This window comes from Pseudalkalibacillus hwajinpoensis (assembly GCF_015234585.1).
Classification (GTDB): domain Bacteria; phylum Bacillota; class Bacilli; order Bacillales; family Guptibacillaceae; genus Guptibacillus; species Guptibacillus hwajinpoensis_B.
The window spans coordinates 1,806,293-1,830,883 of the sequence record NZ_JADFCM010000008.1 but is presented as its reverse complement, the minus strand read 5'-3'; the positions used below and the strand labels follow the sequence as shown (position 1 = coordinate 1,830,883).

The 24,591-nt window shown below is 39.6% G+C and carries 31 protein-coding genes and 2 riboswitches; of the genes, 30 read left to right on the top strand and 1 reads right to left on the bottom strand.

What is annotated here, in order from left to right:
* Window positions 1-38: 38 nt before the first annotated feature.
* The 25 genes from spoIIM (at window position 39) to IQ283_RS20930 (ending at window position 20,815) form a co-directional block, all read left to right on the top strand.
* Window positions 39-680 (top strand): stage II sporulation protein M, encoded by a 642-nt coding sequence (spoIIM, locus tag IQ283_RS21050; protein WP_194222004.1) that lies wholly within the window; start codon window positions 39-41, stop codon window positions 678-680.
* A gap of 120 nt (window positions 681-800) precedes the next feature.
* Complete coding sequence (locus tag IQ283_RS21045; protein ID WP_194222003.1) at window positions 801-1,280, top strand: Fur family transcriptional regulator; 480 nt, start codon at window positions 801-803, stop codon at window positions 1,278-1,280.
* A gap of 96 nt (window positions 1,281-1,376) precedes the next feature.
* The gene (locus tag IQ283_RS21040; RefSeq protein WP_371018615.1) at window positions 1,377-1,604 is read left to right on the top strand and encodes a YqzK family protein; all 228 of its coding nucleotides are present in this window, start codon (window positions 1,377-1,379) and stop codon (window positions 1,602-1,604) included.
* A 12-nt stretch (window positions 1,605-1,616) separates the two neighbouring features.
* Entirely contained in the window at window positions 1,617-2,507 is an 891-nt protein-coding gene (gene xerD, locus IQ283_RS21035) for a site-specific tyrosine recombinase XerD (protein ID WP_194222002.1), read from the top strand.
* Between the two features lie 142 nt (window positions 2,508-2,649).
* Window positions 2,650-3,828: a phosphopentomutase gene (gene deoB / locus IQ283_RS21030; RefSeq protein WP_194222001.1), complete on the top strand. Its 1,179-nt coding sequence runs from the start codon at window positions 2,650-2,652 to the stop codon at window positions 3,826-3,828.
* Window positions 3,829-3,850: 22 nt separating this feature from the next.
* Window positions 3,851-4,678, top strand: a complete 828-nt coding sequence (locus IQ283_RS21025; protein ID WP_194222000.1) for a purine-nucleoside phosphorylase — start codon at window positions 3,851-3,853, stop codon at window positions 4,676-4,678.
* Window positions 4,679-4,700: 22 nt separating this feature from the next.
* On the top strand, window positions 4,701-6,002 hold the full coding sequence (locus IQ283_RS21020) for a pyrimidine-nucleoside phosphorylase (protein WP_194221999.1): 1,302 nt from the start codon (window positions 4,701-4,703) through the stop codon (window positions 6,000-6,002).
* Window positions 6,003-6,289: 287 nt separating this feature from the next.
* Window positions 6,290-7,468 carry a D-alanyl-D-alanine carboxypeptidase family protein gene (locus tag IQ283_RS21015; protein WP_194221998.1) on the top strand — a complete coding sequence of 393 codons (1,179 nt, stop codon included), beginning with the start codon at window positions 6,290-6,292 and terminating at the stop codon, window positions 7,466-7,468.
* A gap of 100 nt (window positions 7,469-7,568) precedes the next feature.
* Window positions 7,569-7,919 carry an anti-sigma F factor antagonist gene (gene spoIIAA, locus IQ283_RS21010; protein ID WP_194221997.1) on the top strand — a complete coding sequence of 117 codons (351 nt, stop codon included), beginning with the start codon at window positions 7,569-7,571 and terminating at the stop codon, window positions 7,917-7,919.
* Window positions 7,919-8,359 carry an anti-sigma F factor gene (gene spoIIAB / locus IQ283_RS21005; protein WP_194221996.1) on the top strand — a complete coding sequence of 147 codons (441 nt, stop codon included), beginning with the start codon at window positions 7,919-7,921 and terminating at the stop codon, window positions 8,357-8,359. Before spoIIAA ends, spoIIAB begins: the two co-directional genes overlap by 1 nt.
* A gap of 12 nt (window positions 8,360-8,371) precedes the next feature.
* On the top strand, window positions 8,372-9,127 hold the full coding sequence (gene sigF, locus IQ283_RS21000) for an RNA polymerase sporulation sigma factor SigF (protein WP_194221995.1): 756 nt from the start codon (window positions 8,372-8,374) through the stop codon (window positions 9,125-9,127).
* 200 nt (window positions 9,128-9,327) lie between these two features.
* Complete coding sequence (locus IQ283_RS20995; protein WP_194221994.1) at window positions 9,328-9,945, top strand: stage V sporulation protein AA; 618 nt, start codon at window positions 9,328-9,330, stop codon at window positions 9,943-9,945.
* Window positions 9,942-10,373: a stage V sporulation protein AB gene (locus tag IQ283_RS20990; RefSeq protein WP_194221993.1), complete on the top strand. Its 432-nt coding sequence runs from the start codon at window positions 9,942-9,944 to the stop codon at window positions 10,371-10,373. The genes IQ283_RS20995 and IQ283_RS20990 overlap by 4 nt, the downstream gene beginning before the upstream one ends.
* Window positions 10,373-10,831, top strand: coding sequence for a stage V sporulation protein AC (gene spoVAC / locus IQ283_RS20985; RefSeq protein ID WP_194221992.1), 459 nt, complete (start codon window positions 10,373-10,375; stop codon window positions 10,829-10,831). The genes IQ283_RS20990 and spoVAC overlap by 1 nt, the downstream gene beginning before the upstream one ends.
* 13 nt (window positions 10,832-10,844) lie before the next feature.
* Window positions 10,845-11,858, top strand: a complete 1,014-nt coding sequence (gene spoVAD, locus IQ283_RS20980; protein ID WP_194221991.1) for a stage V sporulation protein AD — start codon at window positions 10,845-10,847, stop codon at window positions 11,856-11,858.
* Window positions 11,858-12,208 carry a stage V sporulation protein AE gene (gene spoVAE, locus IQ283_RS20975; RefSeq protein ID WP_194221990.1) on the top strand — a complete coding sequence of 117 codons (351 nt, stop codon included), beginning with the start codon at window positions 11,858-11,860 and terminating at the stop codon, window positions 12,206-12,208. Before spoVAD ends, spoVAE begins: the two co-directional genes overlap by 1 nt.
* A gap of 5 nt (window positions 12,209-12,213) precedes the next feature.
* Window positions 12,214-12,792 carry a stage V sporulation protein AE gene (locus IQ283_RS20970; protein WP_194221989.1) on the top strand — a complete coding sequence of 193 codons (579 nt, stop codon included), beginning with the start codon at window positions 12,214-12,216 and terminating at the stop codon, window positions 12,790-12,792.
* Window positions 12,773-14,266: a spore germination protein gene (locus IQ283_RS20965; protein WP_194221988.1), complete on the top strand. Its 1,494-nt coding sequence runs from the start codon at window positions 12,773-12,775 to the stop codon at window positions 14,264-14,266. The genes IQ283_RS20970 and IQ283_RS20965 overlap by 20 nt, the downstream gene beginning before the upstream one ends.
* 46 nt (window positions 14,267-14,312) lie before the next feature.
* Window positions 14,313-14,500, top strand: a riboswitch (Lysine riboswitch).
* A 100-nt stretch (window positions 14,501-14,600) separates the two neighbouring features.
* Window positions 14,601-15,920, top strand: coding sequence for a diaminopimelate decarboxylase (lysA, locus tag IQ283_RS20960; RefSeq protein WP_194221987.1), 1,320 nt, complete (start codon window positions 14,601-14,603; stop codon window positions 15,918-15,920).
* A 92-nt stretch (window positions 15,921-16,012) separates the two neighbouring features.
* On the top strand, window positions 16,013-16,450 hold the full coding sequence (locus IQ283_RS20955) for a peptidylprolyl isomerase (RefSeq protein WP_194221986.1): 438 nt from the start codon (window positions 16,013-16,015) through the stop codon (window positions 16,448-16,450).
* A gap of 22 nt (window positions 16,451-16,472) precedes the next feature.
* A riboswitch (FMN riboswitch) is annotated at window positions 16,473-16,618 on the top strand.
* A gap of 142 nt (window positions 16,619-16,760) precedes the next feature.
* Window positions 16,761-17,843, top strand: coding sequence for a bifunctional diaminohydroxyphosphoribosylaminopyrimidine deaminase/5-amino-6-(5-phosphoribosylamino)uracil reductase RibD (gene ribD / locus IQ283_RS20950; RefSeq protein ID WP_194221985.1), 1,083 nt, complete (start codon window positions 16,761-16,763; stop codon window positions 17,841-17,843).
* On the top strand, window positions 17,843-18,499 hold the full coding sequence (gene ribE, locus IQ283_RS20945; RefSeq protein WP_194221984.1) for a riboflavin synthase: 657 nt from the start codon (window positions 17,843-17,845) through the stop codon (window positions 18,497-18,499). Before ribD ends, ribE begins: the two co-directional genes overlap by 1 nt.
* Before the next feature lie 26 nt (window positions 18,500-18,525).
* Window positions 18,526-19,719, top strand: coding sequence for a bifunctional 3,4-dihydroxy-2-butanone-4-phosphate synthase/GTP cyclohydrolase II (locus tag IQ283_RS20940; protein WP_194221983.1), 1,194 nt, complete (start codon window positions 18,526-18,528; stop codon window positions 19,717-19,719).
* A 33-nt stretch (window positions 19,720-19,752) separates the two neighbouring features.
* Window positions 19,753-20,223 carry a 6,7-dimethyl-8-ribityllumazine synthase gene (gene ribH, locus IQ283_RS20935; RefSeq protein WP_194221982.1) on the top strand — a complete coding sequence of 157 codons (471 nt, stop codon included), beginning with the start codon at window positions 19,753-19,755 and terminating at the stop codon, window positions 20,221-20,223.
* 229 nt (window positions 20,224-20,452) lie between these two features.
* Window positions 20,453-20,815, top strand: coding sequence for a GNAT family N-acetyltransferase (locus IQ283_RS20930; RefSeq protein ID WP_194221981.1), 363 nt, complete (start codon window positions 20,453-20,455; stop codon window positions 20,813-20,815).
* Window positions 20,816-20,836: 21 nt separating this feature from the next.
* Here the strand turns inward: IQ283_RS20930 and IQ283_RS20925 are convergent, their stop codons facing one another.
* Entirely contained in the window at window positions 20,837-21,364 is a 528-nt protein-coding gene (locus IQ283_RS20925) for a DUF309 domain-containing protein (RefSeq protein ID WP_194221980.1), read from the bottom strand.
* Between the two features lie 45 nt (window positions 21,365-21,409).
* Here IQ283_RS20925 and IQ283_RS24340 point away from each other — a divergent pair, with 45 nt between their 5' ends.
* The 5 genes from IQ283_RS24340 (at window position 21,410) to IQ283_RS20905 (ending at window position 24,591) form a co-directional block, all read left to right on the top strand.
* Window positions 21,410-21,538, top strand: a complete 129-nt coding sequence (locus IQ283_RS24340; RefSeq protein ID WP_276511849.1) for a hypothetical protein — start codon at window positions 21,410-21,412, stop codon at window positions 21,536-21,538.
* 63 nt (window positions 21,539-21,601) lie between these two features.
* Window positions 21,602-22,351: a segregation/condensation protein A gene (locus IQ283_RS20920; RefSeq protein ID WP_194221979.1), complete on the top strand. Its 750-nt coding sequence runs from the start codon at window positions 21,602-21,604 to the stop codon at window positions 22,349-22,351.
* The gene (gene scpB, locus IQ283_RS20915) at window positions 22,348-22,926 is read left to right on the top strand and encodes an SMC-Scp complex subunit ScpB (RefSeq protein ID WP_194221978.1); all 579 of its coding nucleotides are present in this window, start codon (window positions 22,348-22,350) and stop codon (window positions 22,924-22,926) included. The genes IQ283_RS20920 and scpB overlap by 4 nt, the downstream gene beginning before the upstream one ends.
* Before the next feature lie 35 nt (window positions 22,927-22,961).
* A complete protein-coding gene (locus tag IQ283_RS20910) occupies window positions 22,962-23,336 on the top strand; it encodes a hypothetical protein (protein ID WP_194221977.1) in 375 nt (124 codons plus the stop codon).
* A gap of 163 nt (window positions 23,337-23,499) precedes the next feature.
* Entirely contained in the window at window positions 23,500-24,591 is a 1,092-nt protein-coding gene (locus IQ283_RS20905; RefSeq protein WP_194221976.1) for a type III polyketide synthase, read from the top strand.

The following is a 24,591-nucleotide window of genomic DNA, read 5'->3' as shown; positions in this document are numbered from 1 at the left end:
ATAGACTTTACCAAAGGTCGTATGAAGGAGGAAATCGTATGAATCGTAGCCGACATCTGAAGCAAATGATATCAACTCATCTATCAGATCATTTATCTCTCTACACATTTATTGCCGTATTGTTCCTCATGGGCATTGTATTCGGAGCCGTTATAGTCAATAGCCTAAGCTTCACTCAAAAAGAAGATCTTGCTGTATACTTGGGGCGTTTTTTTGGACAGGTATCAGATGGACAGTTCGCAACATCATCTGAAATGTTTCATCAAAGCTTAACTCATTATGCCAAATATATTGGTTTGATGTGGCTTCTAGGACTTACGATTATTGGTCTTCCAATTGTACTAATTATGCTCTTTCTAAAAGGGATAGTTGTTGGTTTTACAGTAGGTTTTCTTGTGAATCAAATGAGCTGGAAAGGCTTCTTATTGGCATTTGTTTCAGTCTTTCCACAGAATATTATAGCGGTACCCGCGATGGTGATCGTTGCAACGGCTTCTCTAACTTTTTCGCTTCGACTGATGAGGCAATTATTTATGAAACGCAGAATAGAACCGATTCTTCCTCCATTCTTAAGGTTTTCAGGACTAGTTATATGTGCGCTAAGTTTTCTTTGTCTAGCAGCATGGTTTGAAGCTTATTTATCACCAGGATTGATAAAGGCCGTAGTGGAAATGAAGTAAATTATATTCATTATCAAATTAAAATCATTATAACATTAGGTTGATAATGATTTTAATTTGACACCGATTTCCCTACTGCTTATAATGAAAATGGCATCGATCGAGGGAGGGAAATGGGACATGGAAAGCAGAATCGATCGAATTAAGAAACATCTTCATTCTCAAAGCTATAAGTTAACGCCCCAGCGAGAAGCAACCGTGCGGGTACTTCTTGAGAACGAAGAAGACCATTTAAGCGCTGAAGATGTGTATCTTTTAGTAAAAGAAAAATCTCCTGAAATTGGATTAGCAACTGTATATCGAACGCTTGAGTTATTAGCTGAATTGAAAATCGTTGATAAAATTAATTTTGGTGACGGTGTTTCAAGGTTTGACCTCAGGCAAGAAGGCGCTGCCCATTTTCACCATCACTTGGTTTGTATTGAGTGTGGCGCAGTAGATGAAATACAAGATGATTTACTTGGTGATGTAGAAAAGGTAGTTGAGAATGATTGGAACTTTAAAATTAAAGATCATCGCCTTACATTTCATGGGATCTGTCACCGTTGTCAAGGACAGGAAGATAAAGAACAGCCGGAGCAAGCCGTTAATCATTCATAATTGTAATAGAAGACATTTAAGAACCTGTATCTCCTAACGATGTATAAAATTCTCTATCCCTGGCATATCTTTTACTAGAGATGGAGGTGCGTTAGTTTGAGAAGGGGTTTATTGCTTGTTTTAGATACAATGAAAGTTTTCTTACTGTTCACAGGTTGTACATTACTGTTTTACTTTGGCATTCTCTGGGTAAATCAAGAGTACCAGAATTATCATCGGTATGATGTGCCACAAGGAAAAGCAGTGAAAGTCGTTCAAATGGAATCGGGTATTCAACACACTTTCCTTGAAAGGCTCAATTTGTTTTACCAGACAGGTGAATAAGGAGCGTTTACAATGGAAGATCAGGTACAGGATTTTTTGCACTATTTGATAGTTGAGCGGAGCCTGTCCAAAAATACTCTCGATGCATACAGGCGAGATCTCGCTCAATATCTAAAACACATAAAAGAAAATGAGAACATTTCCACTTTGGATGAAGTGCGACGTGTGCATATTGTTAATTATCTCTATACGCTAAGAGACAGTGGAAAAGCATCTACTACAATTGCTCGAAACATTGCTTCTATTCGTGCCTTTCATCAATTTTTACTTAGAGAAAAGGCAGTGGATCAAGATCCCTCTGTACATATTGAAACGCCAAAAACAGAGCGGAAACTACCTAAGATTTTGTCAACAACTGAAGTAGAGCAGCTGCTAGAGGCACCTGATTATTCGACTCCTTTTGGTAAACGCGATCGCGCTATGCTTGAAGTATTGTATGCAACAGGTTTGCGTGTGAGTGAACTCATTGATTTGAAAATGGAAGATGTTCATTTAACAATGGGTTTTATTCGAACGATTGGTAAGGGGAATAAAGAACGAATTGTGCCTCTAGGTAAGATGGCAAGAGATGCCTTAACCATTTATTTGGATGAAGGTAGAGGGCAATTAATGAAAAAGAATAAAAACGAAATGCTTTTCTTGAATCATCGTGGTGAAAGCCTATCGAGACAAGGTTTCTGGAAAATTCTTAAAAAGCTTGCATTGAAAGCTAACATTGTAAAACCTCTTACCCCCCATACACTAAGACATTCATTTGCAACACATTTACTTGAAAATGGAGCGGACCTTAGAGCAGTACAGGAGCTTCTCGGACATGCAGATATTTCAACAACACAGATCTATACACATGTAACTAAAGCGAGATTGAAGGATATTTATTCAACTTACCATCCAAGGGCCTAATAGGAGGCTTTCTCCAGAAAGAGATCTGGTCATTGGCCAGATTTTTTCTTTTTTCTGCTTTCGTAAACGCATTCATGCGTGAGTTTTTTTGTTTTTGAAGGGAATAGTAACAATAGATAGACATTGAATGAGGAGGATCATAATGACAAAACGATTTAAGAGAGTATTTTTGGTTGTAATGGACTCGGTGGGTATTGGTGAGGCTCCTGATGCTGATCAATTTGACGACCTGGGCGCCGATACTCTAGGTCATATCGCAGATCATATGAATGGTTTGAAGATGCCGAATATGGAGAAGCTGGGTCTTGGCAACATTCGTGAACTTAATGGGGTTAGTAAAGCAGATAAGCCGATGGCTCATTATACAAAAATGATGGAAGCTTCGAATGGGAAAGACACGATGACTGGACATTGGGAAATTATGGGCCTTCATATAGAGCAGCCTTTTAGAACCTTCCCTAATGGATTTCCTGACGATCTCATCTCCGAGCTTGAAAGTAGAACAGGAAGAAAAATCATTGGAAATAAACCTGCTTCTGGGACAGAAATTCTTGTAGAACTTGGTGAGGAGCATGTGAAGACCGGCGCACTTATTGTCTATACTTCTGCAGATTCTGTTCTTCAAATTGCGGCCCATGAAGATGTTGTTCCATTGGATGAGCTTTATCATATTTGTGAGATTGCAAGAGAAATGACAAAAGCAGAAGAATATATGGTTGGACGAGTAATCGCTAGACCTTTTGAAGGTGAAGCTGGCAATTTTAAACGTACTTCTAATCGTCATGATTATGCGCTAAAACCTTTTGGTCATACAGTTATGAATGAATTAAAGGATAATGAGAAAGACGTTATTGCAATCGGAAAGATTTCAGATATTTATGACGAAGAAGGTGTAACAAAGTCTCTTCGTACGAAATCAAATATGGACGGCATGGATAAGTTGCTTGAAACTCAACAAATGCAGTTTGAGGGGATTAGCTTCTTAAATCTTGTTGATTTCGATGCGTTATTTGGCCACCGAAGAGATCCTCAAGGTTATGGTGAAGCATTAGAGGAATACGATGAAAGACTAACAGAAGTTCTAGAACGTATGGAAGAAGACGATTTATTACTGATTACTGCTGATCATGGTAATGATCCTATACATCACGGAACAGATCATACTCGTGAATATGTGCCGCTGCTTGCTTATTATAAGGGCATTAAAGAAGGTACTGACCTTGGAATTCGTAAAACATTTGCCGATATTGGAGCAACCATCGCCGATAATTTTGAAGTGAAGTTACCAGAACACGGCAAGAGTTTTCTAGAAAAGCTTTAGGATTGAAGAGGAGGAACATAACATGACTGTTGTTAAACAAGAAATACAGGATGCATCGTCTTATATTCAAGAAAAAGTGGAAGAGTTCCGACCAGAGATAGGTCTTATTCTTGGATCAGGTCTGGGAGTACTGGCTGAAGAAATCGAAAACCCAGTTCAAATACCTTATAGCGACATTCCGAACTTTCCGGTTTCCACTGTGGAAGGACATGCGGGTCAATTCGTATTCGGAACGTTAAACGGAAAAAAAGTTGCAGCGATGCAGGGTCGTTTTCATTTCTATGAAGGCTATCAAATGGATAAAGTTACATTTCCTGTGCGAGTGATGAAGGAACTAGGAATTAATAAAGTTATTGTGACTAACGCTGCAGGTGGTATCAATGAAGAGTTTCAACCGGGGGATTTAATGGTGATTTCCGATCATATTAATAACTTTGGTACAAATCCGTTAATTGGGCCTAATAGTAATGAGTTTGGACCTCGCTTTCCAGATATGTCTACTGCCTATTCTTTAGAACTTCAGCACTTAGCACTGGAGACGGCAAAGGACCTTGGAATGAAGCTTCAATCTGGTGTTTATGTAGGGAATACCGGTCCTACATATGAGACGCCAGCAGAAGTTAGAATGCTAAGAACGCTAGGTGGAGACGCCGTTGGAATGTCAACTGTACCAGAAGTTATCATTGCAAGACATGCGGGCATGGATGTACTTGGTATATCTTGTATTTCAAATATGGCTGCCGGAATTCTGGATCAACCACTTCACCATGACGAAGTGATTGAAACAACAGAGAAGGTAAAGGCAAACTTCCTTCTTTTAGTTAAAACAATTGTAAGTAAAATGGGTTAATGTAGAAGGGAGAGCTATTCGAATGAGAATGGTTGATGTTATTCAAAAAAAACGTAATGGAAATGAATTGACAAAAGAAGAAATTAATTTCTTTATTGAAGGATATACAAAGGGGGACATCCCTGATTATCAGGCGTCAGCTTTAATGATGGCGATTTATTTTAATGGGATGAAGTCAAATGAAACGGCTATGCTTACCCAAGCAATGGTAGAGTCAGGAGAAACAATCGATCTATCTGCTATAGAGGGTCATAAAGTGGACAAGCATTCAACTGGAGGAGTAGGTGATAAGACAACCTTTATCGTTGGTCCATTGGTTGCTTCTGTAGGTGTACCAGTTGCAAAAATGTCTGGTCGAGGTTTAGGTCATACCGGTGGAACTTTAGATAAGCTGGAGTCCATTAAAGGTTTCCACATTGAGATGACCAAAGAAGAATTTGTAAATAATGTGAACACACATAAACTTTCTGTAGCTGGTCAGACAGGGAACCTCGCTCCTGCAGATAAAAAATTATACGCGCTTCGTGATGTAACAGCTACTGTGGATTCCATTCCTTTAATCGCAGGATCTATCATGAGTAAAAAGCTTGCTTCTGGAGCAGATGGGATTGTTCTTGATGTCAAAACTGGATCCGGTGCTTTCATGAAGAAGCTTGAAGACTCAGAAGCTCTTGCTAAAGAAATGGTTAACATCGGAAACAACCTTGGACGGAACACTGTGGCAGTTATTAGTGATATGAGTCAGCCGCTTGGTTTTGAAGTAGGAAACGCAAATGAAGTACGAGAAGCTTGTCAGGTTCTTCAAGGAGAAAATATCGAGGATCTACGCCTACTTTCTCTAGAACTTGCTTCACATATGACAGTGATAGCTGGTGCTTTCGATGACTTTGAGACGGCGTATAAAACACTTGAAGAGAATCTTCAAAATGGAAAAGCGTTTGAATCATTTAGAACGCTCGTTCAAGCTCAAGGTGGAGATGTATCCGTCATTGATGATCTTTCTAAACTTCCACAGGCAAAGCATGATATTGAAGTTTCGGCACAGCAAGATGGGTATGTAACAGAAATTGATGCTGAATCTGTTGGTGTTGCTGCTATGTATCTTGGTGCAGGAAGAGCGACAAAAGACGATCAAATTAATCACGGTGTTGGGATTACGCTGAAGAAAAAAGTCGGCGATAAAGTGGAGAAAGGCGAAGCGCTAGTTGTTCTTCACAGTGATGAAGAAGACGTTCAGAACTCAATCGATAAAATTAATGAAGCGTATACTCTTTCTAAGCAAGCTGCTGAAAAGCCACAGTTGATTTATAAAGTTATTAACTAATTAATATAAGGTAGTATCTTGAGAAGTCTCTTTTGGGGGGCTTCTTTTTTTGTGTTTAGCTAAGTTAGCTTATCCTGTTGGTTCTCGATTTTGGCTCATTCGAGTGACATCTTTATCTCAGAGCGTAATTAAGGCAATAATCAACTACTTCATTACCATGTCCATGTGTATAAATCCGTGAAAAGATTTAAGGAGAGTGAATGCGATTATCAAAAGAGGATATAGAATTCGTATATTTTTCCAAGATGTTGGAAATCCTTGTAATACTAAGAATGGAGGGATCACCAATGAAAGTTGTTGCAACAGCGCTCGCCTTCTTGCTGGGAGTAACTCTTATTGTTCCTTCTTTTGCGCATGCAGAAGAAGCAAAGCTAAAAATCGCAGAGAATTCTTCTTCCGCTATTTTGATTGAGCGAGATACAGGTGAAGTATTGTTTGAAAAAGATAGTGATAAAAAGCTTCCTCCTGCAAGTATGACTAAAATCATGACAATGATCTTAATTATGGAAGCGATTGAAAGTGGAAAAGTAAGCCTCGATCAGAAAATTAGAGCAAGTGAATATGCTGCTTCGATGGGTGGTTCACAGATTTTTCTTGAGGCAGGGGAAGAAATGACAGTTAACGATATGTTAAAAGGTATCGCGATTGCTTCCGGTAATGATGCTTCGGTAGCAATGGCTGAAGCGATCGCTGGTTCGGAAGAAGAATTTGTTAATTCGATGAATGCAAAGGCAAAATCAATGGGGCTCAAAAACACTCATTTTGTAAATCCTACTGGATTACCTGCGGAGGGTCATTATTCCACTGCAAATGATATGGCCCTTATGGCTAAAGAGCTTCTTAAATATGAATTGATTACAAAATATACTGGATTATATGAAGACTACCTGAGGCAGGATACAGATAAGAAATTCTGGCTCGTTAACACTAATAAGCTTGTTAAATTTTATCCTGGTGTAGATGGATTGAAGACAGGATTTACAAGTGAAGCAAAGTATTGTCTTACGGCAACGGCGAAAAGAGATGACATGCGAGTGGTGGCTGTTGTAATGGGGGCTCCATCTCCAAAAGTACGTAATGCAGATATTACAAAACTGTTTGATTATGCATTTTCTCAATATAAAACACATAAATTATTCGATCGAAACAACATCGTGAAAGAAGTAAAGGTAAATAAAGGAGATCAACCTACCATGTCTGTTGTAACATCTGAGCGAGTTTCCGTTCTTCTTAAGAAAGGGCAAGAAAACGGTAAAATTACAACAAGCATCAAAGTCAATAAGAATATAGAAACACCTGTTAAGAAAGGGGAAGAGGTAGGTGAGTTGTCTGTGAAAATAGATGGTCATGTGACAGCTACATCTCCGGTTATTGCAGCCAAAGACATTCAAAAAGCTTCCTGGTGGCAGCTGATGAAACGAACAGCTGCGCAGTTCGCCAAAGCGCCTACTCAAACTGTCAAGTGATCACCTCTTTCATCGAAATCTCACTAGTTTTGTCACGAAGAAGGAATTAACCCTGTAAAGAGAGAAAAAACTCACAAGCAAACATGAGGAGGAATGTGACGTGAGTCTTTCGATCAATCTTGAAGTGCGCCATCCCGTTCTTTTGATTCGTCTTGATGGAGAGTTGGATCATCATACATCAGAAGAACTAAGAGACAGGGTAGATTCGATTATTGAAGAGCGTAAAATTGAACATATTGTGCTAAGTCTAGACGGTCTTTCATTCATGGATAGTTCAGGTCTCGGTGTTATTCTAGGGCGGTACAATAAAGTGAAGAGTTTTGGAGGAGAAATGGTCGTATGTTCAATCTCTCCACCTGTTAAGAGATTGTTTGAAATGTCAGGTCTCTTTAAAATTGTGAGGCTTGAGGCTGATGAGCAGCATGCCCTCGCTACTTTGGGGGTGGCATAATGAGAAATCGTATGGATATCGAGTTCTCTGCGCTCAGTCAAAATGAATCATTTGCTCGTGTGACTGTAGCAGCTTTTATTGCGCAGCTCGATCCTACTGTTGATGAACTTACTGAAATCAAGACTGTTGTATCGGAAGCTGTTACAAATGCCATTATTCATGGATATGAGCAAAATTCTGAAGAGAAGGTTTACATTTCAGTCGAGTTAAATGACGACACGGTCAATTTAACAATTCGTGACCACGGAATCGGAATTCTTGACCTTGAGGAAGCAAGACAACCTTTGTTTACAACAAAGCCTGAACTAGAGCGATCAGGGATGGGCTTTACAATTATGGAGAATTTTATGGATGAGGTCAAAGTGGAGTCTGCAAGTGGCCAGGGTACGACCATTCACTTAATGAAGTATCTATCAAAAAATAAAGCGCTATGTAATTAAGGGGACCTGCATATGGACGTGGAGGTTAGAAAAGGGAAGCAGTCGCAACTGAAGCCTGATGAAGTGAAGGAATTGATTAAACAAAGCCAGAATGGGGACCAGGGAGCTAGAGACCTCATTGTTCAAAAGAATATGCGTCTCGTCTGGTCCGTTGTGCAGCGATTTCTAAATCGAGGGTATGAAGCGGATGACCTGTTTCAGATCGGTTGTATTGGTTTGTTAAAATCCGTGGATAAGTTCGATCTAAGTTACGATGTGAAATTCTCCACCTATGCGGTACCAATGATTATTGGGGAAATTCAGCGCTTCATTAGAGATGATGGAACAGTGAAAGTGAGTCGATCCCTTAAAGAAACTGGAAATAAAGTTAGGAAAGCGAAGGATGAGTTATCGAAAACGCTCGGCAGAACGCCCACAATTAATGAAATTGCAGAACGAATAGAAGTCACGTCGGAAGAAGTTGTCATGGCACAAGAAGCTGTAAGGGCACCAACTTCTATTCATGAAACGGTTTATGAAAATGATGGAGATCCCATTACTTTACTCGACCAAATTGCCGATCATACAGATAGTGCTTGGTTTGATAAATTAGCCCTTAAGGAAGCATTGCAGTATCTTGATAATCGTGAGAGACTAATCGTTTATTTAAGGTATTATAAAGATCAAACTCAGTCTGAAGTGGCAGAAAGACTTGGGATTTCTCAAGTTCAAGTATCGAGACTTGAAAAGAAAATATTAAAACAAATTAAAGAACAGATGAGCAAATAGCTCATTCTGTTCTTTTTTGTGTGCAAAGGCTTTTTTTACCTGAATAAAAATCGAGCTATCACTAAGATTAATGAATGGACGATATAAAAAGGTCCCACACTTCTAGGGAATTAATGGTACTTAGGTTGCTAAAGAATGAGAGTCATTTGGTAGAAACATACTATAACCAATATGCCCCTTGAATAAGGAGGTGGAGGATCATGGATAGTCAGATAATATATCTTCGACTTAGGCAAAAAAAGAAAGTGCCGCCTAATAAGAAACTATTGATTGGTGATATTGCTCAGCTCATAGGAGAAGATTCTTGCTGTAGTAAGGTGGAGAATATCCACATTTACCATGTGACGAAAGAAGATAAGAACTTAGTCGTAATTGATGTTATGAAAGTCATTATGTCAATCCATAGCGAAATGGAAAACATTGAGATTCAAGTAGTTGGTCCTACACAAACGATTGTAGAAGTTCAGTATCCAAAGAAGAAATTAGCACCCGTTTATTTTGTTCTTATCTGGTTTTTATTATTTATTGGTGCGGCCCTCGCTATTATGAATTTTCATGAAGACGTCAGTATGAGAGAGGTTCATCAGCAAATATATAAAATTGTGACTGGAATTGACAATCCAAAACCACTGCTTCTACAAGTACCATACTCATTTGGACTTGGAATTGGGATGGTCCTTTTCTTTAATCATCTTTTCAAAAAGCGGTTTAACGAAGAACCGAGCCCACTTGAAGTGGAAATGTTTAATTATCAACAGGACCTTGATCAATATGTAATCGTTCATGAGAACGAAGAAAACGGAAATTCGAAACCATGAATGTTCAATTTGTCTTTGTGATGTTAATCGGATTTGCTGAAGGGATTGCGGTTGGGGCTGGATTTGTTGCATTTCTTTCAGTTCTTGGTATTATCCCTAGACTCACTCAATTGTCCAAAACGTTACACCTCATTCGTTTTTATGAATGGGGGATCATTGTAGGTGCTGTAGTGGCAAGTTGGTTATCGTTAAGAAATCCAACTCTGGGCCTGCCCAAATTTGTAGTGATCCCAATTGGACTTGGTGCAGGTATATTTATTGGGATGTTAGCAGCAGCATTAACAGAAGTACTAAATGTCCTGCCAATATTAACGAAACGGATTGGGTTTATAGATAAAATTTTGGTTTTACTAATGGCTATAGTACTTGGTAAAGTATTCGGATCATTGTTTCATTGGACAATTTTTGTGGATGGAGGGATCAAGTAATGAAAAAATCATTAAACGATAGGGAAAAGTATAGTCAGAACATTAAAGAGTATCAGCCAAAGCCGCCGTATTTTTTCAACTGTATAAAAGCGTTTGTTGTAGGCGGATTTATTTGTATGTTCGGACAAGGTGTTCAGAATTTCTATATCAATGTCTTTGATTTTTCTAAAGAAAATGCTGGAAACCCGACTGTAGCCACTCTCATTTTGATCGCAGCTATATTAACGGCTTTCGGTTGGTATGACAAGCTTGGTCAATTTGCGGGAGCAGGTTCAGCTGTACCAGTTACAGGTTTCGCTAATTCGATTACTAGTGCTGCTCTCGAGCATAAAAGCGAAGGGATTGTACTTGGCATAGCAACCAATATGTTTAAACTTGCTGGATCAGTCATCGTGTTTGGCGTCGTTGCGGCTTACATTGTAGGAATGGTCAGAATGATTTTTAAAGCCCTGATATAAGGAGAGAACCTGTATGAAATCAGGAAAGCAAACATGGAGTTTTTCAAATGTTTATTTACAATCAGTAGGTACAGCAACAGGCCCAAAGGAAGCAGAAGGTCCATTTGGAAATTCGTTTGATGTGACCTATGATAACCTTCATTGTAATCAGGCAAACTGGGAGCTTGCTGAAAGAAAATTGTTAGAAGATGCAGTAATGAGTTGTTTGAAGAAAAAAGAATTAGCTCCTGATCAAGTTGATGTTTTTGTAGCAGGTGATCTATTAAATCAAATCGTAAGCGCAACTTATACAGCAAGGTCTAATCATATTCCTTTTCTAGGTGTTTTTGGAGCATGCTCCACATCGATGGAATCCCTAGCGATTGCTTCTTCTCTAGTTGATGGTGGTTTTGCAGAGAGGGCTATTGCTGGAGTTAGTAGCCATAATGCAACTGCTGAAAGACAGTTCCGATATCCAACAGAATATGGAGGTCAGAAACCCGGTACTGCGACATCAACTGTAACTGGTGCTGGAGCTGCTTTAGTTAGTCAGGAGTTTTCGGACATTCAAATCTCTGCCGCAACGATTGGAAGAGTAGTTGACTGGGGAATCAAAGATCCGTTTGATATGGGGAGTGCGATGGCGCCAGCGGCAGCAGATACATTGGCCACACATTTTGAGGACCTGAATGTAAAGCCTTCAGATTATGACTTAATTGTTACTGGAGATTTATCTGCAGTTGGTTCTCCGATTGTTCGTGATTTATTGCTTGAGAAAGGGATTGACATTACTAATAATCATAATGACTGTGGGTTAATGATCTATCGTCCGGATCAGAAAGAAGTATTCGCAGGTGGAAGCGGCTGTGCCTGTTCGGCGGTTGTTACGTATGGTCATCTCATAGAGCTTCTAAAACAAGGGAAGTATTCAAAAATTCTTGTTACAGCTACAGGATGCTTGCATAGCCCCGTTATGGTGCAGCAGAAAGAAAGTATGCCTGCTATCGCTCATGCAGTGGTTTTTGAGCGAGTTGGAGGTGAGGAATAGTGGAATACTTCATTGCTTTTGCAGTAGGAGGAGCCATTTGTGTTGTTGGTCAGTTATTGCTCGATATTTTTAGATTAACACCAGCTCATGTCATGTCATCTTTTGTTGTGGCTGGAGCGATTCTTGACGGATTCGGTATATACGATCGACTGATTGAATTTGCAGGAGCTGGTGCGACAGTACCGATTACGAGCTTTGGGCATTCCTTGCTACATGGGGCGATGCAGCAAGGAGAGGAACATGGATTTATAGGCATTGCAATGGGAATATTTCAGTTAACTTCAGCTGGAATTTCATCAGCTATTGTTTTCGGATTTATCATAGCCATTATATTCAAACCAAAGGGGTGAATGAATTGAACAAGCGGCGGGTTATTTTCGTTACTGATGGAGATCTTTACGCGCAAAAAGCAATTGAAAAAGTGGCTTCGGATATTGGCGGGAGATGCATTAGCCAATCAGCAGGAAATCCGACCCCGCTTGCTGGTTATGAAATTGTTTCCCTAATTAAAGAAGCTCCACACGATCCAATCTTTGTAATGTTCGATGATAGTGGTTTTCCCGGTGAAGGTTATGGAGAACTAGCGATGCAGGCTGTGGCTGAGGATGAAGATGTTGAACTCCTCGGTGCGATTGCAGTTGCCTCAAGAACGCACTTTTCTGAATGGACGAGAGTAGATGTTTCCATTGACAGGGATGGTGAATTAACGCATTTCGGTGTGGATAAGAATGGATTTGCTGATATGGAAGCTGGGAGAATAGATGGGGATACTGTATCTATTTTAGATAAACTGAATCTCCCCATTATTATAGGTGTCGGTGATATAGGTAAAATGTCTGGGCTTGATGATCCGGAGGTTGGGTCGCCTATAACATTGAAAGCCGTTCAAATTCTGCTTGAAAGGAGCGGTTTCTATGACAACAAAAGTGAATAACAAACAAAAAATATTTAAAAAATTAAAAGAAAATGAAGACTTCTTGAAAAAATCAATTGGCATTGGGGAAAGCTTTGACGTAGGTGTACGTAAACTCAAGATTTTGAATAAAGAAATACAATTCTATTATTGTACAGGATTATGTGATACATCAATCATTGTTGAGATCATGCGTGAATTGATGGAATTAGATGATCATCATCGCTTGACCGTTAAATTCGAGCAAGTTATTCATAATCATTTGCCCCATCAGCAAGTAACAAAGGTAGAGACGTTTGATGAGGTCGTCGACCAAGTTCTTTCAGGACTGATCGCTGTATTTATGGAAGGCGAAGAGATTGCTTACATTATTGATGTTCGGAAGTATCCAGGTAGAACGCCTCAGGAGCCAGACACTGAGAAAGTGATCAGAGGTTCCAGAGATGGTTTCACAGAAAATATTATTGAGAATACTGCACTTACAAGAAGGCGTATTAGAGATGGTCGTTTGCGCAATGAAATATTTCAAATCGGAGAGCGTTCCAAAACGGATGTGTGTATCACTTATATTCAGGATGTAGCTAACCCAAACTTAGTTGAAATCATTAAGAAAAAACTAAAAGAAATTAATATTGATGGTATTCCTATGGCTGATAAAAGCGTTGAAGAGTTTTTAGTGCATCAGGCGGGAAATCCTTTTCCGCTTGTAAGGTATACGGAAAGACCAGATGTAGCCGCATCCCATTTGTTAGAAGGGCATGTCTTGATTATCGTCGATACTTCTCCGAGTGTAATTATTACGCCAACAACCTTTTTCCACCATGTTCAACATGCAGAAGAATACAGGGAAGCTCCATTACCTGGGGCATTCTTGAGATGGGTCCGCTTTGGGGGAATGCTAGCAGCGCTATTGTTACTTCCCCTGTGGTTATTAGCGGTATATGAACCAGGGTTATTGCCTAAATCAATTGATTTTATTGGGCCAAATGATGAAACGAATGTGCCGATATTTATTCAAATCATTCTTGCAGAAGTTGGGATCGAAACGCTGAGAATGGCCGCCATTCATACGCCTACCCCGCTTTCTACAGCGATGGGTTTAATTGCGGCTGTATTAATTGGTCAAATTGCCATCGATGTAGGATTATTTGTGCCAGAAGTTATTTTGTATGTTTCTATTGCGGCTATAGGTTCTTACGCAACGCCAAGTTATGAGTTATCAATAGCGAACAAACTAGTTAGATTATTATTACTTTTCCTTGTCTTTTTCTTCAGAGTTCCAGGATATATAATAGGCGTGACAGCTATTATTCTCTTCCTGGTCGCCTTAAAGCCATTAAACACACCTTATTTATGGCCGTTCATTCCTTTTAATGCAAAAGCGTTTATTCAAGTGCTAATTCGCGTTTCTGTTCCTTTGACAAAATTGCGTCCGAGTATTACAGAGCCCCAGAATGAAACGAAGCAGCCGGACAAACCACTTGCCGAATCTTAAAAAGTATGATAATTTATTTCTTAATTGAATAGACCTCATTGAACGTAATGGGGATAGAGGCGCAAAACGAATGAGTAAGATATCTGAGCATAGAATGGAATGCGAAGACGATATCAGAAAGGTCAATTTGCCGAAGTGAGAAAGGACCCATTCTTTTCTTGCTGGGCTGCTGCTGAATAAGTTGCAGACTGTCACTGGAGGATGGATTTCTTTCAGTGGTGAGCTAATCCAACTCGTGAGGATACGGAGAAAACAGCCTATCTATAAAGTTGGCTGTTTTTCTTATTGTGTGGAGGGAGCTCGCATTTATATAAGCGAGAGGGGAGAAATGATTGTGAATTTATACAGTACATCTGCAGTTTCAGAAGAGGGGCATTTAACAGTTGGAGGGATCGATACGGTCCAATTAGGAAAAAAATTTGGCACTGCGTTATATGTTTATGACGTGGCCATGATTCGAGATAAAGCAAGGGCGTTTCGAAGTGCCTTTGAACGTGAAAATGTAAACTATCAAGTAGCTTATGCTAGTAAGGCCTTTTCATGTATGGCAATGATTCAACTTGCAGAAGAAGAAGGATTAAGTTTAGATGTTGTATCCGGTGGAGAGCTTTATACTGCTTTGAAGGCGGGTTTCCCCGTGGAGCGCATTCATTTTCATGGAAATAACAAAAGTGAATCTGAAATTAGAATGGCGCTTGATGCAGAAATAGGTTGCTTCGTTGTTGATAATTTTTACGAATTATCTCTACTCGAGCAAATTGCAGAAGAAAAAAATGTGAAAGCTAATGTGCTGTTGCGTATAACACCAGGTATTGAAGCACATACGCATGATTATATTTTAACAGGCCAAGAAGATTCTAAATTTGGTTTTGATTTACAGAGTGGTCAGGTAGAACGCGCGATATTGGATGTAACAAAAATGAGTGCTATTCATCTTCTTGGACTTCATTGTCATATAGGCTCACAAATTTTTGAAACAAATGGTTTTGTAATGGCGATTGAAAAGATCTATAGCTATCTTACAACATGGTATGATGCCTATGGTTTTGAGCCTGAAGTCCTTAACCTTGGTGGAGGATTTGGAATCCGATATACGAGCGAAGATCACCCACTACCAGTAGGGAACTACATTGAAGCTATGATTGAAACAATCAGAAATCAGGTAACAGGGCAAATGAACATGCCTGAGATCTGGATTGAACCTGGGCGTTCACTAGTAGGAGAAGCTGGACTGACGTTATATACGGTTGGTTCACACAAAAATGTTCCAGAGTTGCGACATTACCTCGCTGTAGATGGAGGGATGACGGATAATTTACGCCCTGCTCTGTATCAGGCAAAATATGAAGCCACAATAGCAAATCGAATGAATGAAGCAAAAGATCACCTATACTCTGTAGCAGGAAAGTGTTGTGAATCAGGTGATATGTTAATTTGGGATTGCCAGTTACAGCGAGCGATTGCTGGCGATACAATGGCTGTTTTTTCAACGGGGGCATATGGTTATTCCATGGCAAATAACTACAATAGATTACCAAGACCAGCTGTTGTCTTTGTTGAAAATGGTGAGGCAAACCTTGTTGTTGAGAGAGAGTCATACGAGGATTTAGTTCGACATGATTTGCCATTAAAACAAGCGATTATATCAAAATAATAGTTGAAAAGCATAAATGATATGGAACAGCTTCAGTCTGTGCTATAATGAAAGAGCTTTTAAGAAAATTGTTAGTGCAGGAGGATTTATTTATGAAAAAAGGAACAATTGCATTTGAAAATGGAGAAGTTATTGAAATTGAATTTTATCCAGAAGCAGCACCTAACACTGTTGCTAACTTTGAGAAGCTTGCAAATGAAGGTTTCTACAACGGTGTGAATTTTCACCGCGTAATCCCAGGTTTTGTTGCTCAAGGTGGAGATCCTACAGGTTCTGGAATGGGTGGACCAGGATATACAATTGACTGTGAAACAGAAGGTAACCCTCATAAACACGTAGCAGGCTCATTGTCTATGGCACATGCTGGTAAAAACACGGGCGGCAGTCAGTTTTTCCTAGTTCATGAACCTCAGCCTCACCTAGACGGCGTTCATACCGTTTTTGGTCAAGTAACAGAAGGAATGGATACGGTCCTTCGCGTTAAACAGGGTGACGTAATGAAAGAAGTAAAAGTCTGGGACGAAGAATAGATCAGACTCTTAAAAACTTAATACTTTCCTTCGGGGTCGGGTGAAAATCCCAACCGGCGGTGATGACTAGCTTATGCTAGCTAAGTCCGTGACCCGGTTGCGTAAGCAAACGGTGGATCTGGTGAGAAACCAGAACCGACAGTATAGTCTGGATGGGAGAAGGAATAAAAGTGACCAATTTCCTTTTGAATCATAGATTCAAAAGGCTTATTTGGCATATACTTTTGCCTCCCGGGACAGCTGTGTTTTGGGAGGCTTTTTTTGTTCTCCTTCTCAACCAATAATGGAGAGTGGAACAGGAGTAAATACGATGAATCATACGGATTTTATGAAAACAGCGATCGATATGGCTAGAAGTACGATAGGTCAAACGCGTCCGAATCCCTCCGTAGGAGCCGTCATTGTTAATAGTGGGCGTATCGTGGGGATGGGAGCTCATTTAAAGGCTGGAGAAGGCCATGCCGAAATTCAAGCACTCAAGATGGCGGGCAATCGAGCAAGTGGGAGTACTGCCTATGTGACACTGGAGCCATGTAGTCATCATGGAAAGACGCCTCCTTGTGCTGATGCTTTAATTCAAGCAGGAGTCAAAGAGGTATTTATTGCAAGTCAAGATCCGAATCCCCTGGTCGCAGGAAATGGTGTGACTAAATTAAAGAAAGCAGGCATAGCTGTCCATATTGGGCTTATGGAAGAAGAAGCCTTACAGCTAAACCGGATGTTTTTCCATTACATTACACAGAAAAGACCATTTGTAACGTTGAAAGCTGCTACAACGCTTGATGGCAAAATAGCAACTCATTCAGGTGATAGTAAATGGATCACGGGGGAAGACTCGAGAAAAGATGTTCATGCCTATCGTCATCAACATGATGCCATTCTTGTAGGTATTGGCACGGTCCTCGCTGATGACCCATCACTAACGACTCGTTTCGGTGAGGGCCTATCGCCGATTAGAATCGTGTTAGATCGTCAATTGAGGATGCCTTCTGACGCTAAAGTAATAAGTGATGAGAATGCAGAAACATGGATCATTACAACAAAACGAGCTGCGCTAAAAAATAAGCGAACCTTCCCAAAACATGTCCAAATCATCGATGTCACAGATCCACTGCTCCCAATGGATAAAGTTCTTGACCTTTTAGGGGAACGAGAAATTACATCAGTATTTGTTGAAGGTGGTTCAGAAATACACGGTAGCTTTCTTGAATCACGCTCTTTTCAACAAGTTATTACATACATTGCGCCGAAGCTAATTGGTGGGAGACAATCTCCTACGGCTTTCGGAGGTGCAGGTTTTAAAACGATGAATGAAGCGATCGATTTACAAGTGGATAGCGTAGAACAAATTGGAAATGATATTCGAATTATTTCATCAAGGAGGCTTTCTTAATGTTTACAGGTATTGTAGAAGAAATTGGAAGAGTTGAAAGTGTTCAACAATCAGGAGAATCCATTGCAATGCAAATTGCGGCGTCGACTATTTTAAAAGACGTTCATTTAGGAGATAGCATTTCGATAAACGGCGTGTGCTTAACTGTTACGACGTATACAGACTCTTCTTTTACCGTAGATATTATGCCTGAAACATTTCGTGCAAGCAGTCTTCGTCAGCTAGGACCAAACTCATCGGTGAATCTGGAGAGAGCTATGTCTGCAAATGGACGCTTTGGTGGTCATTTTGTTTCTGGACATGTTGATGGTGTGGGAAAAATTACTCGTGTAGAACAAATCGATAATGCTGTTTATTATGACATCTCGATTCCGCGAAACCTTTTAATTTACTTTGTTGAAAAAGGCTCAGTTTCTGTTGATGGTACTAGTCTTACGGTCTTTGGAATAGGGGAGCACTCTCTTACTATATCTCTTATCCCCCATACCGTAGAGGAAACGGTGCTTGGGAGAAAAAAAGTGGGAGATACAGTGAATATAGAATGCGATATGCTTGGTAAATACATTATGAAGTACTTGGAGCAAAGAAGCGGTTCAAAACCCGAACCTACTGCTTCACTCGGGAGTCAGTTTTTTGAAGATCATGGATTTAAATAATGGTACTATCAGGAGGGTCATCGTATATGTTCCATACAATAGAAGAAGCGATTTATGATTTAATGCAAGGCCGGGTGGTGATCGTTTGTGATGATGAAGACAGGGAGAATGAAGGGGATTTTATCGCTTTAGCCGATAAAGTCACACCTGAAACAATCAATTTCATGATTACAAAAGGAAGAGGCCTTGTATGCACGCCGATTACGGAAGAGCGTGCAAATGAACTGAAGTTGAGTCCAATGGTAGATCATAACACAGATTCTCATGGTACAGCGTTTACAGTGAGTGTCGACCACAAAAGTACAACTACAGGAATTTCGGCAGCTGAAAGAGCATCTACAATTCAATACTTAATTAACCCGGATGCTAAACCTTCAGACTTTAATCGACCAGGTCATATTTTCCCATTGATTGCTAAGGATGGAGGGGTCCTAAGAAGAGCAGGTCATACGGAAGCGGCAGTCGATTTGGCACGACTCTCTGGCTCTGCCCCAGCTGGTGTTATTTGTGAAATTATGAAAGAAGACGGTGAAATGGCGCGCGTTCCTGATCTAAAGGAAATTGCTGAAGAGTATGATTTGAAAATGATTACGATTAAAGATTTGATTCAATATCGTAACCGTAAAGATGTTCTTGTTCGAAAAGAAGTAGAAATAGAACTTCCGACTGAGTTTGGTTCTTTTAGAGCGGTAGGGTATTCGAATATTCTTGATCAGAAAGAGCACGTAGCTTTGATTAAGGGAGAAATCTTACCAGATCAACCAACTCTTGTGCGAGTTCACTCTGAATGTTTAACTGGTGATGTGTTTGGATCTTTTCGATGTGACTGTGGTCCACAACTACATGCTGCATTGGCACAAATTGAAGAGGAAGGTCATGGAGTGCTTTTGTATATGCGCCAGGAAGGAAGAGGTATCGGGCTCCTTAATAAAATGAAAGCTTATAAACTGCAAGAACAGGGCTACGACACAGTTGAAGCGAATGAGAAACTTGGATTTAAGCCTGATTTAAGGGATTATGGAATAGGGGCACAGATTTTGAGAGACCTTGGTGTTTCTAAAATGAACCTTCTGACAAACAATCCTCGTAAAATAGCTGGGTTAACAGGTTATGGTCTTGAAGTAGCATCTAGGGTACCTCTTCAGATGGCTTCTCGAAAAGAGAATGAAAAGTACCTAAAAACAAAACATAGCAAGCTAGGACACATGCTTCATTTCTAAAAATTTACGTATGAAAATAGGAGGATATTAATAATGGGACAAACATTTGAAGGAAATTTGGTTGGATCTGGATTAAAAGTGGGTATAGTAGTAGGAAGATTTAATGAATTTATTACAAGTAAGTTACTTGGAGGTGCTGAAGACGCATTGAAGCGTCATGGCTTGTCCGAAGAAAACATTGATGTAGCATGGGTTCCTGGAGCATTTGAAATTCCATTTGCAGCAAAGAAAATGGTTGAAACAGGAAAATATGATGCAATTGTTACGCTTGGTACGGTTATTCGCGGGGCTACACCACACTTTGATTATGTATGTGGAGAAGTTTCTAAAGGCGTAGCGAATTTAACGATGCAGACGGGTGTACCTGTTATTTTTGGAGTATTAACCACAAATACCATTGAACAAGCTGTTGAACGTGCAGGTACTAAGGCTGGTAACAAGGGCTGGGATGCTGCAACGGCAGCAATTGAAATGGCTAATTTATCAAAATCATTTGAAGGTTGATTATCAGTTCATTTTTGGCTATGATGAGTATGGTATGCGATGAAGGGCAAAAGAGTTTGGAATCGTAAAGCCATGAAGAGAGAAAGAAAATGGTTGATTCTTAGTTCTGTGTGATCATTGTCATTATCATGCTAGCTGAGCTTGTTCGTCGAATCATTTTAACATTCTAATTGATTTTAGAATAAGTTATTAAACGGAAAGCCAAGAATTACTTTAATGAGGGATAATCATGCTAATTCGTTATAAGAAAGCTCATGAGAAAATAGCCATGGGGCTATTAAGCTTCATGCCGAACGAAAAAGATATTAAGAAACTGCAACAATCGATTAAAGACTATGAGGATATGGATTCTTTGCAGCTTTTTCTTTGGAAAGAAGAAGATATTATCGGATTGCTCGGAATTGAATGGGTAAACGACAACGAAGTAGAGTTAAAGGATATTAGTGTTAATCCTTCCCATCGCCATCAAGGAATTGGAAAACAAATGGTTGAAGCACTTCGAGAAATGCTAAGTGATGAAATATCTATTAAGGGAAATGAATATACGGGGACATTTTTTGAAAGGTGTCACTTGGAAGAAAATATGAAGTAAGATGCAAAGAAAAGGAACGGCTTAGCCGTTCCTTTTCTGTTGTTTTATTTCAAATTGTTGTTTTCTTTCTTCAATCACATCTGATCGATCACGTCTCGTATGACGATGGATGAGTTCTATATTCGAAAGATCGCTTTTACTACCATAAGTACATTCAAGTTCACGACATCTTTCTTCACAAGCCGTTTGAAGGGCGGAGCTGGTGAGAGGAATATCAAATCCCTGGTAAGGAGAGTGAGTGTTGATGAGTTGTAACTCGTTTGATAGGTTTTTAGAAAGTTGATCAATATTTATCGCTAATTTATCGAGTTCTTCACTTTCGCTATTGGAAATGCGTATGGCATTAGCAATCATTCTCTTTGCCCCTGTGAAATTACCGCGTCGATGGTGATAAAGGCCAACAGCAATTTGGATAAGACCTACCCAATGAAGTTTACGACTTCCACGCGGATCCTCTTTCCAATGTTCTTCGAGGATTTCATGGCATTCAAAATAATCACGAAGTCCATGGAAATGAGCCAAATAATCAATATAGGCTTTTGAATACATGCTGATTCCTCCATTTCTTTTAGTAGTGTAGCACATGTGTGTTAAATGGATAAAGCAAGTGCTTTTATGGATCAAAATAGCGATCAGTCGTTAGGGTGCTATCAAACTGTTAACGATCAATGGAAATCAATTTACGTTAAAAATGAACCGGATGGTTTTCTTGCATTGCTGTAAGCCCCTATTGTAAATGTGATATAATCGGAATACTAGATGGACTTGGATAAAGGAAGATGGAAAATGAAGCAATACAGTGTAAAGGTTGATGCATTTGAAGGTCCATTGGATCTTTTGCTCCACCTTATAAATAAGTACGAAGTGGATATTTATGATATTCCAGTCTCGCAAATTACAGATCAATACTTAACGTTTGTCCATACAATGCAAGAGTTAGAACTTGATGTGGCAAGTGAATATCTTGTTATGGCTGCGACGTTGCTTGCGATAAAAAGCAAAATGCTTCTTCCTCAAAAAGAAGAAGAAATTTTCGAACAGGATCCTGAGTTTGAAGATGATCCCCGTGATGAACTCGTTCAACGTCTTGTTGAGTATCGAAGGTTTAAAGAGGCTGCGAATGATTTAAAGGAAAAAGAAAGTAGTCGAAGCCTTATTTATGCTCGGCCACCTGTAGATACTAGTGAATTTAGTCATGAGGATAGTCAAACCTCCATTGGCGACGTTACATTGTATGATATGCTTGCGGCATTTCAAAAAATGTCCAGACGTGTAAAGGAGAAGAAACCAAAGCGTACACGAATTCAAAGTGAAGATGTTCCTATTGAAGATCGAATGAACGCTATTCGGAACCAGCTACGAGGAAGTGGAAAGACGCGTTTTAGTGATCTTTTTAGTGAAGAGGATCGTGGGCATATGATTGTGACGTTTCTTGCAGTCCTTGAGTTAATGAAAACGAGAGATGTGGCTTGTGAACAAGATAAAAACTTTGGCGAAATTATGATTTTTGAACGAGAAGGGGAGGCATCAGTGTGACAAACGAAGAAATAAAAAGCATTATCGAAAGTCTTCTATTTGTAGTTGGTGATGAAGGGATCACAGTGAAAGATCTCTGTGAAACCATCTCATTGGAAGAAGACACCCTTCTAAGTGCAATAAGTGATTTGCAGGATGAATACAATGAAAAAGATCGCGGTTTTAAAATTAGTTTTATTGGTGGTGGCTATCAGCTCACTACAAATGCTAAAAATGCTCCCTATATCGAAAAACTAGTAGCGACACCAGGTAATCATACTTTATCGCAGGCAGCTCTAGAAACACTTGCGATCGTCGCCTACAAGCAACCAATAACAAGGGTAGAAATAGAAGAAATTCGCGGTGTTAAAACGGATAAGCCTTTACAAACTTTAATGAGTAAACTGCTCATTAAAGAAGCAGGCAGAGCCGAAAAAGCTGGAAGAGCGATTTTATATGGAACAACTAGAGAGTTTCTATTTCATTTTGGTTTAAGCTCAATCAAGGATCTACCCCCTTTACCTGATGGGACAGAAGATAAGGAAGATGAGGAAGCAGACTTATTTTTTGAGAAGTTTCAAGAAATTTCTGAGTAGATGCTAAGTTCGATCATGATGAAGGAGGACAATCGATGCGGTTAACTCATGTTGCTTTCGAGGAGCTTCAAAAAGATCGTGCAAACTCCCCTGAAGATTCATTCGTTCGTTCTACAATAACGTATGAGGAGAATGGAAAGGTAAAGCGATTTCATGTTTTATATCCTGGTGTTTTTGCAGAAACTGCCATTAAAGAATTTTGGGATTATGAGACCCCCATTCACGAAGCAATCGCACTGAATCTCCTTTCATCTTATCCGAATCGAAAACGTTTGTATATTAGTAGTGAAAATGAGTTCCTTGATCCGCTTAAGAAGGCGGATTTACAAGAGCTTCTCACGATCATCCATGAGATAAAAACAACAGGTACGTATTTACATTCAAACAAAGAAAAGATGCCTCCATACTGAGGCATCTTTTTTATGCTTTGACTATGTTCGCTTATATTGATGTATCATTTTTGGCTCAAATGAGTGAAAATCCCATTATTTTCTAGTTATTAACGGTTCTAGAATAAAAATGAAATAAACTTCGAACACTAATTGAAAAGAGTAGGAATAGGAGCTCAGATCAATGATACTATCGATCGGAAAATCTTTACCCCCTCATTGTCTTCTGCAAACAGAAGCTGCGACTTTTGCTAAAAGGCAATTTGGTCCACATTTTAAAAATATAGATCGTCTTCTACCTGTTTTTCAAAGTGCTGAAATAGATAAAAGATATTTCGCTATGCCACTAGAATGGTATAGTAGTGGGCCAACATTTGAAGAAAAAAACGAAAAATACGTTTCTCTTTCTGTTGAATACGCTAAAGAAGCAGTATTGGACTGTCTGAACAATCCTTTTTACCTAAATGAAATGATTGATTGTAGAGATATCGATGCAATATTTTTTGTGTCAACAACAGGTATTTCTACACCGAGTATAGAGGCTAGAATTATGAATGTCCTACCATTCTCTCCCCATACAAAACGGATCCCCATCTGGGGCCTTGGGTGTGCAGGTGGTGCTGCAGGTATTGCAAGAGCGAATGATTATTGTCTTGCCCATCCTGATCAAGCTGTTCTAGTAGTGAATGTTGAGCTGTGTAGTCTTACTTTTCAACATGGTGACTTTTCCAAGAGCAACCTTATTGGAACAGCACTTTTTGCTGATGGGATATCAGCTGTACTTTTGACAGGTGAGAGTTCATCTCTTCTTAGGCGTTCCACCTTGCCGAGCATTCCAGGCATCGTCGCCACACGCTCCACATTAATGAGAGATTCAGAAGATGTGATGGGATGGGAAGTTAGCAACGAAGGCTTGCACGTAGTGTTCTCTAAGTCTATTCCCGCGATTGTGTCAAGTTGGCTTGAACCTAATGTTCTGGAATTCCTCTCTATTCACGAGAAGACCACGCAAGAAATAGATCATTTTATTGCCCATCCTGGAGGAACAAAAGTATTAACAGCATATGAAGAAGCTCTCGGATTCGATAAGTCGATGACTGCAGTATCGAGAAATGTATTAAAAGAATATGGAAATATGAGTTCAGTTACCGTTATTTACGTACTAGACCAATTTTTGAGAAATGGGTGTAAACATGGACATCTTGGATTAATGGCAGCTCTCGGACCTGGTTTTTGTTCAGAACTGCTGCTGCTAGAATGGAAAGAAGGAGCATAA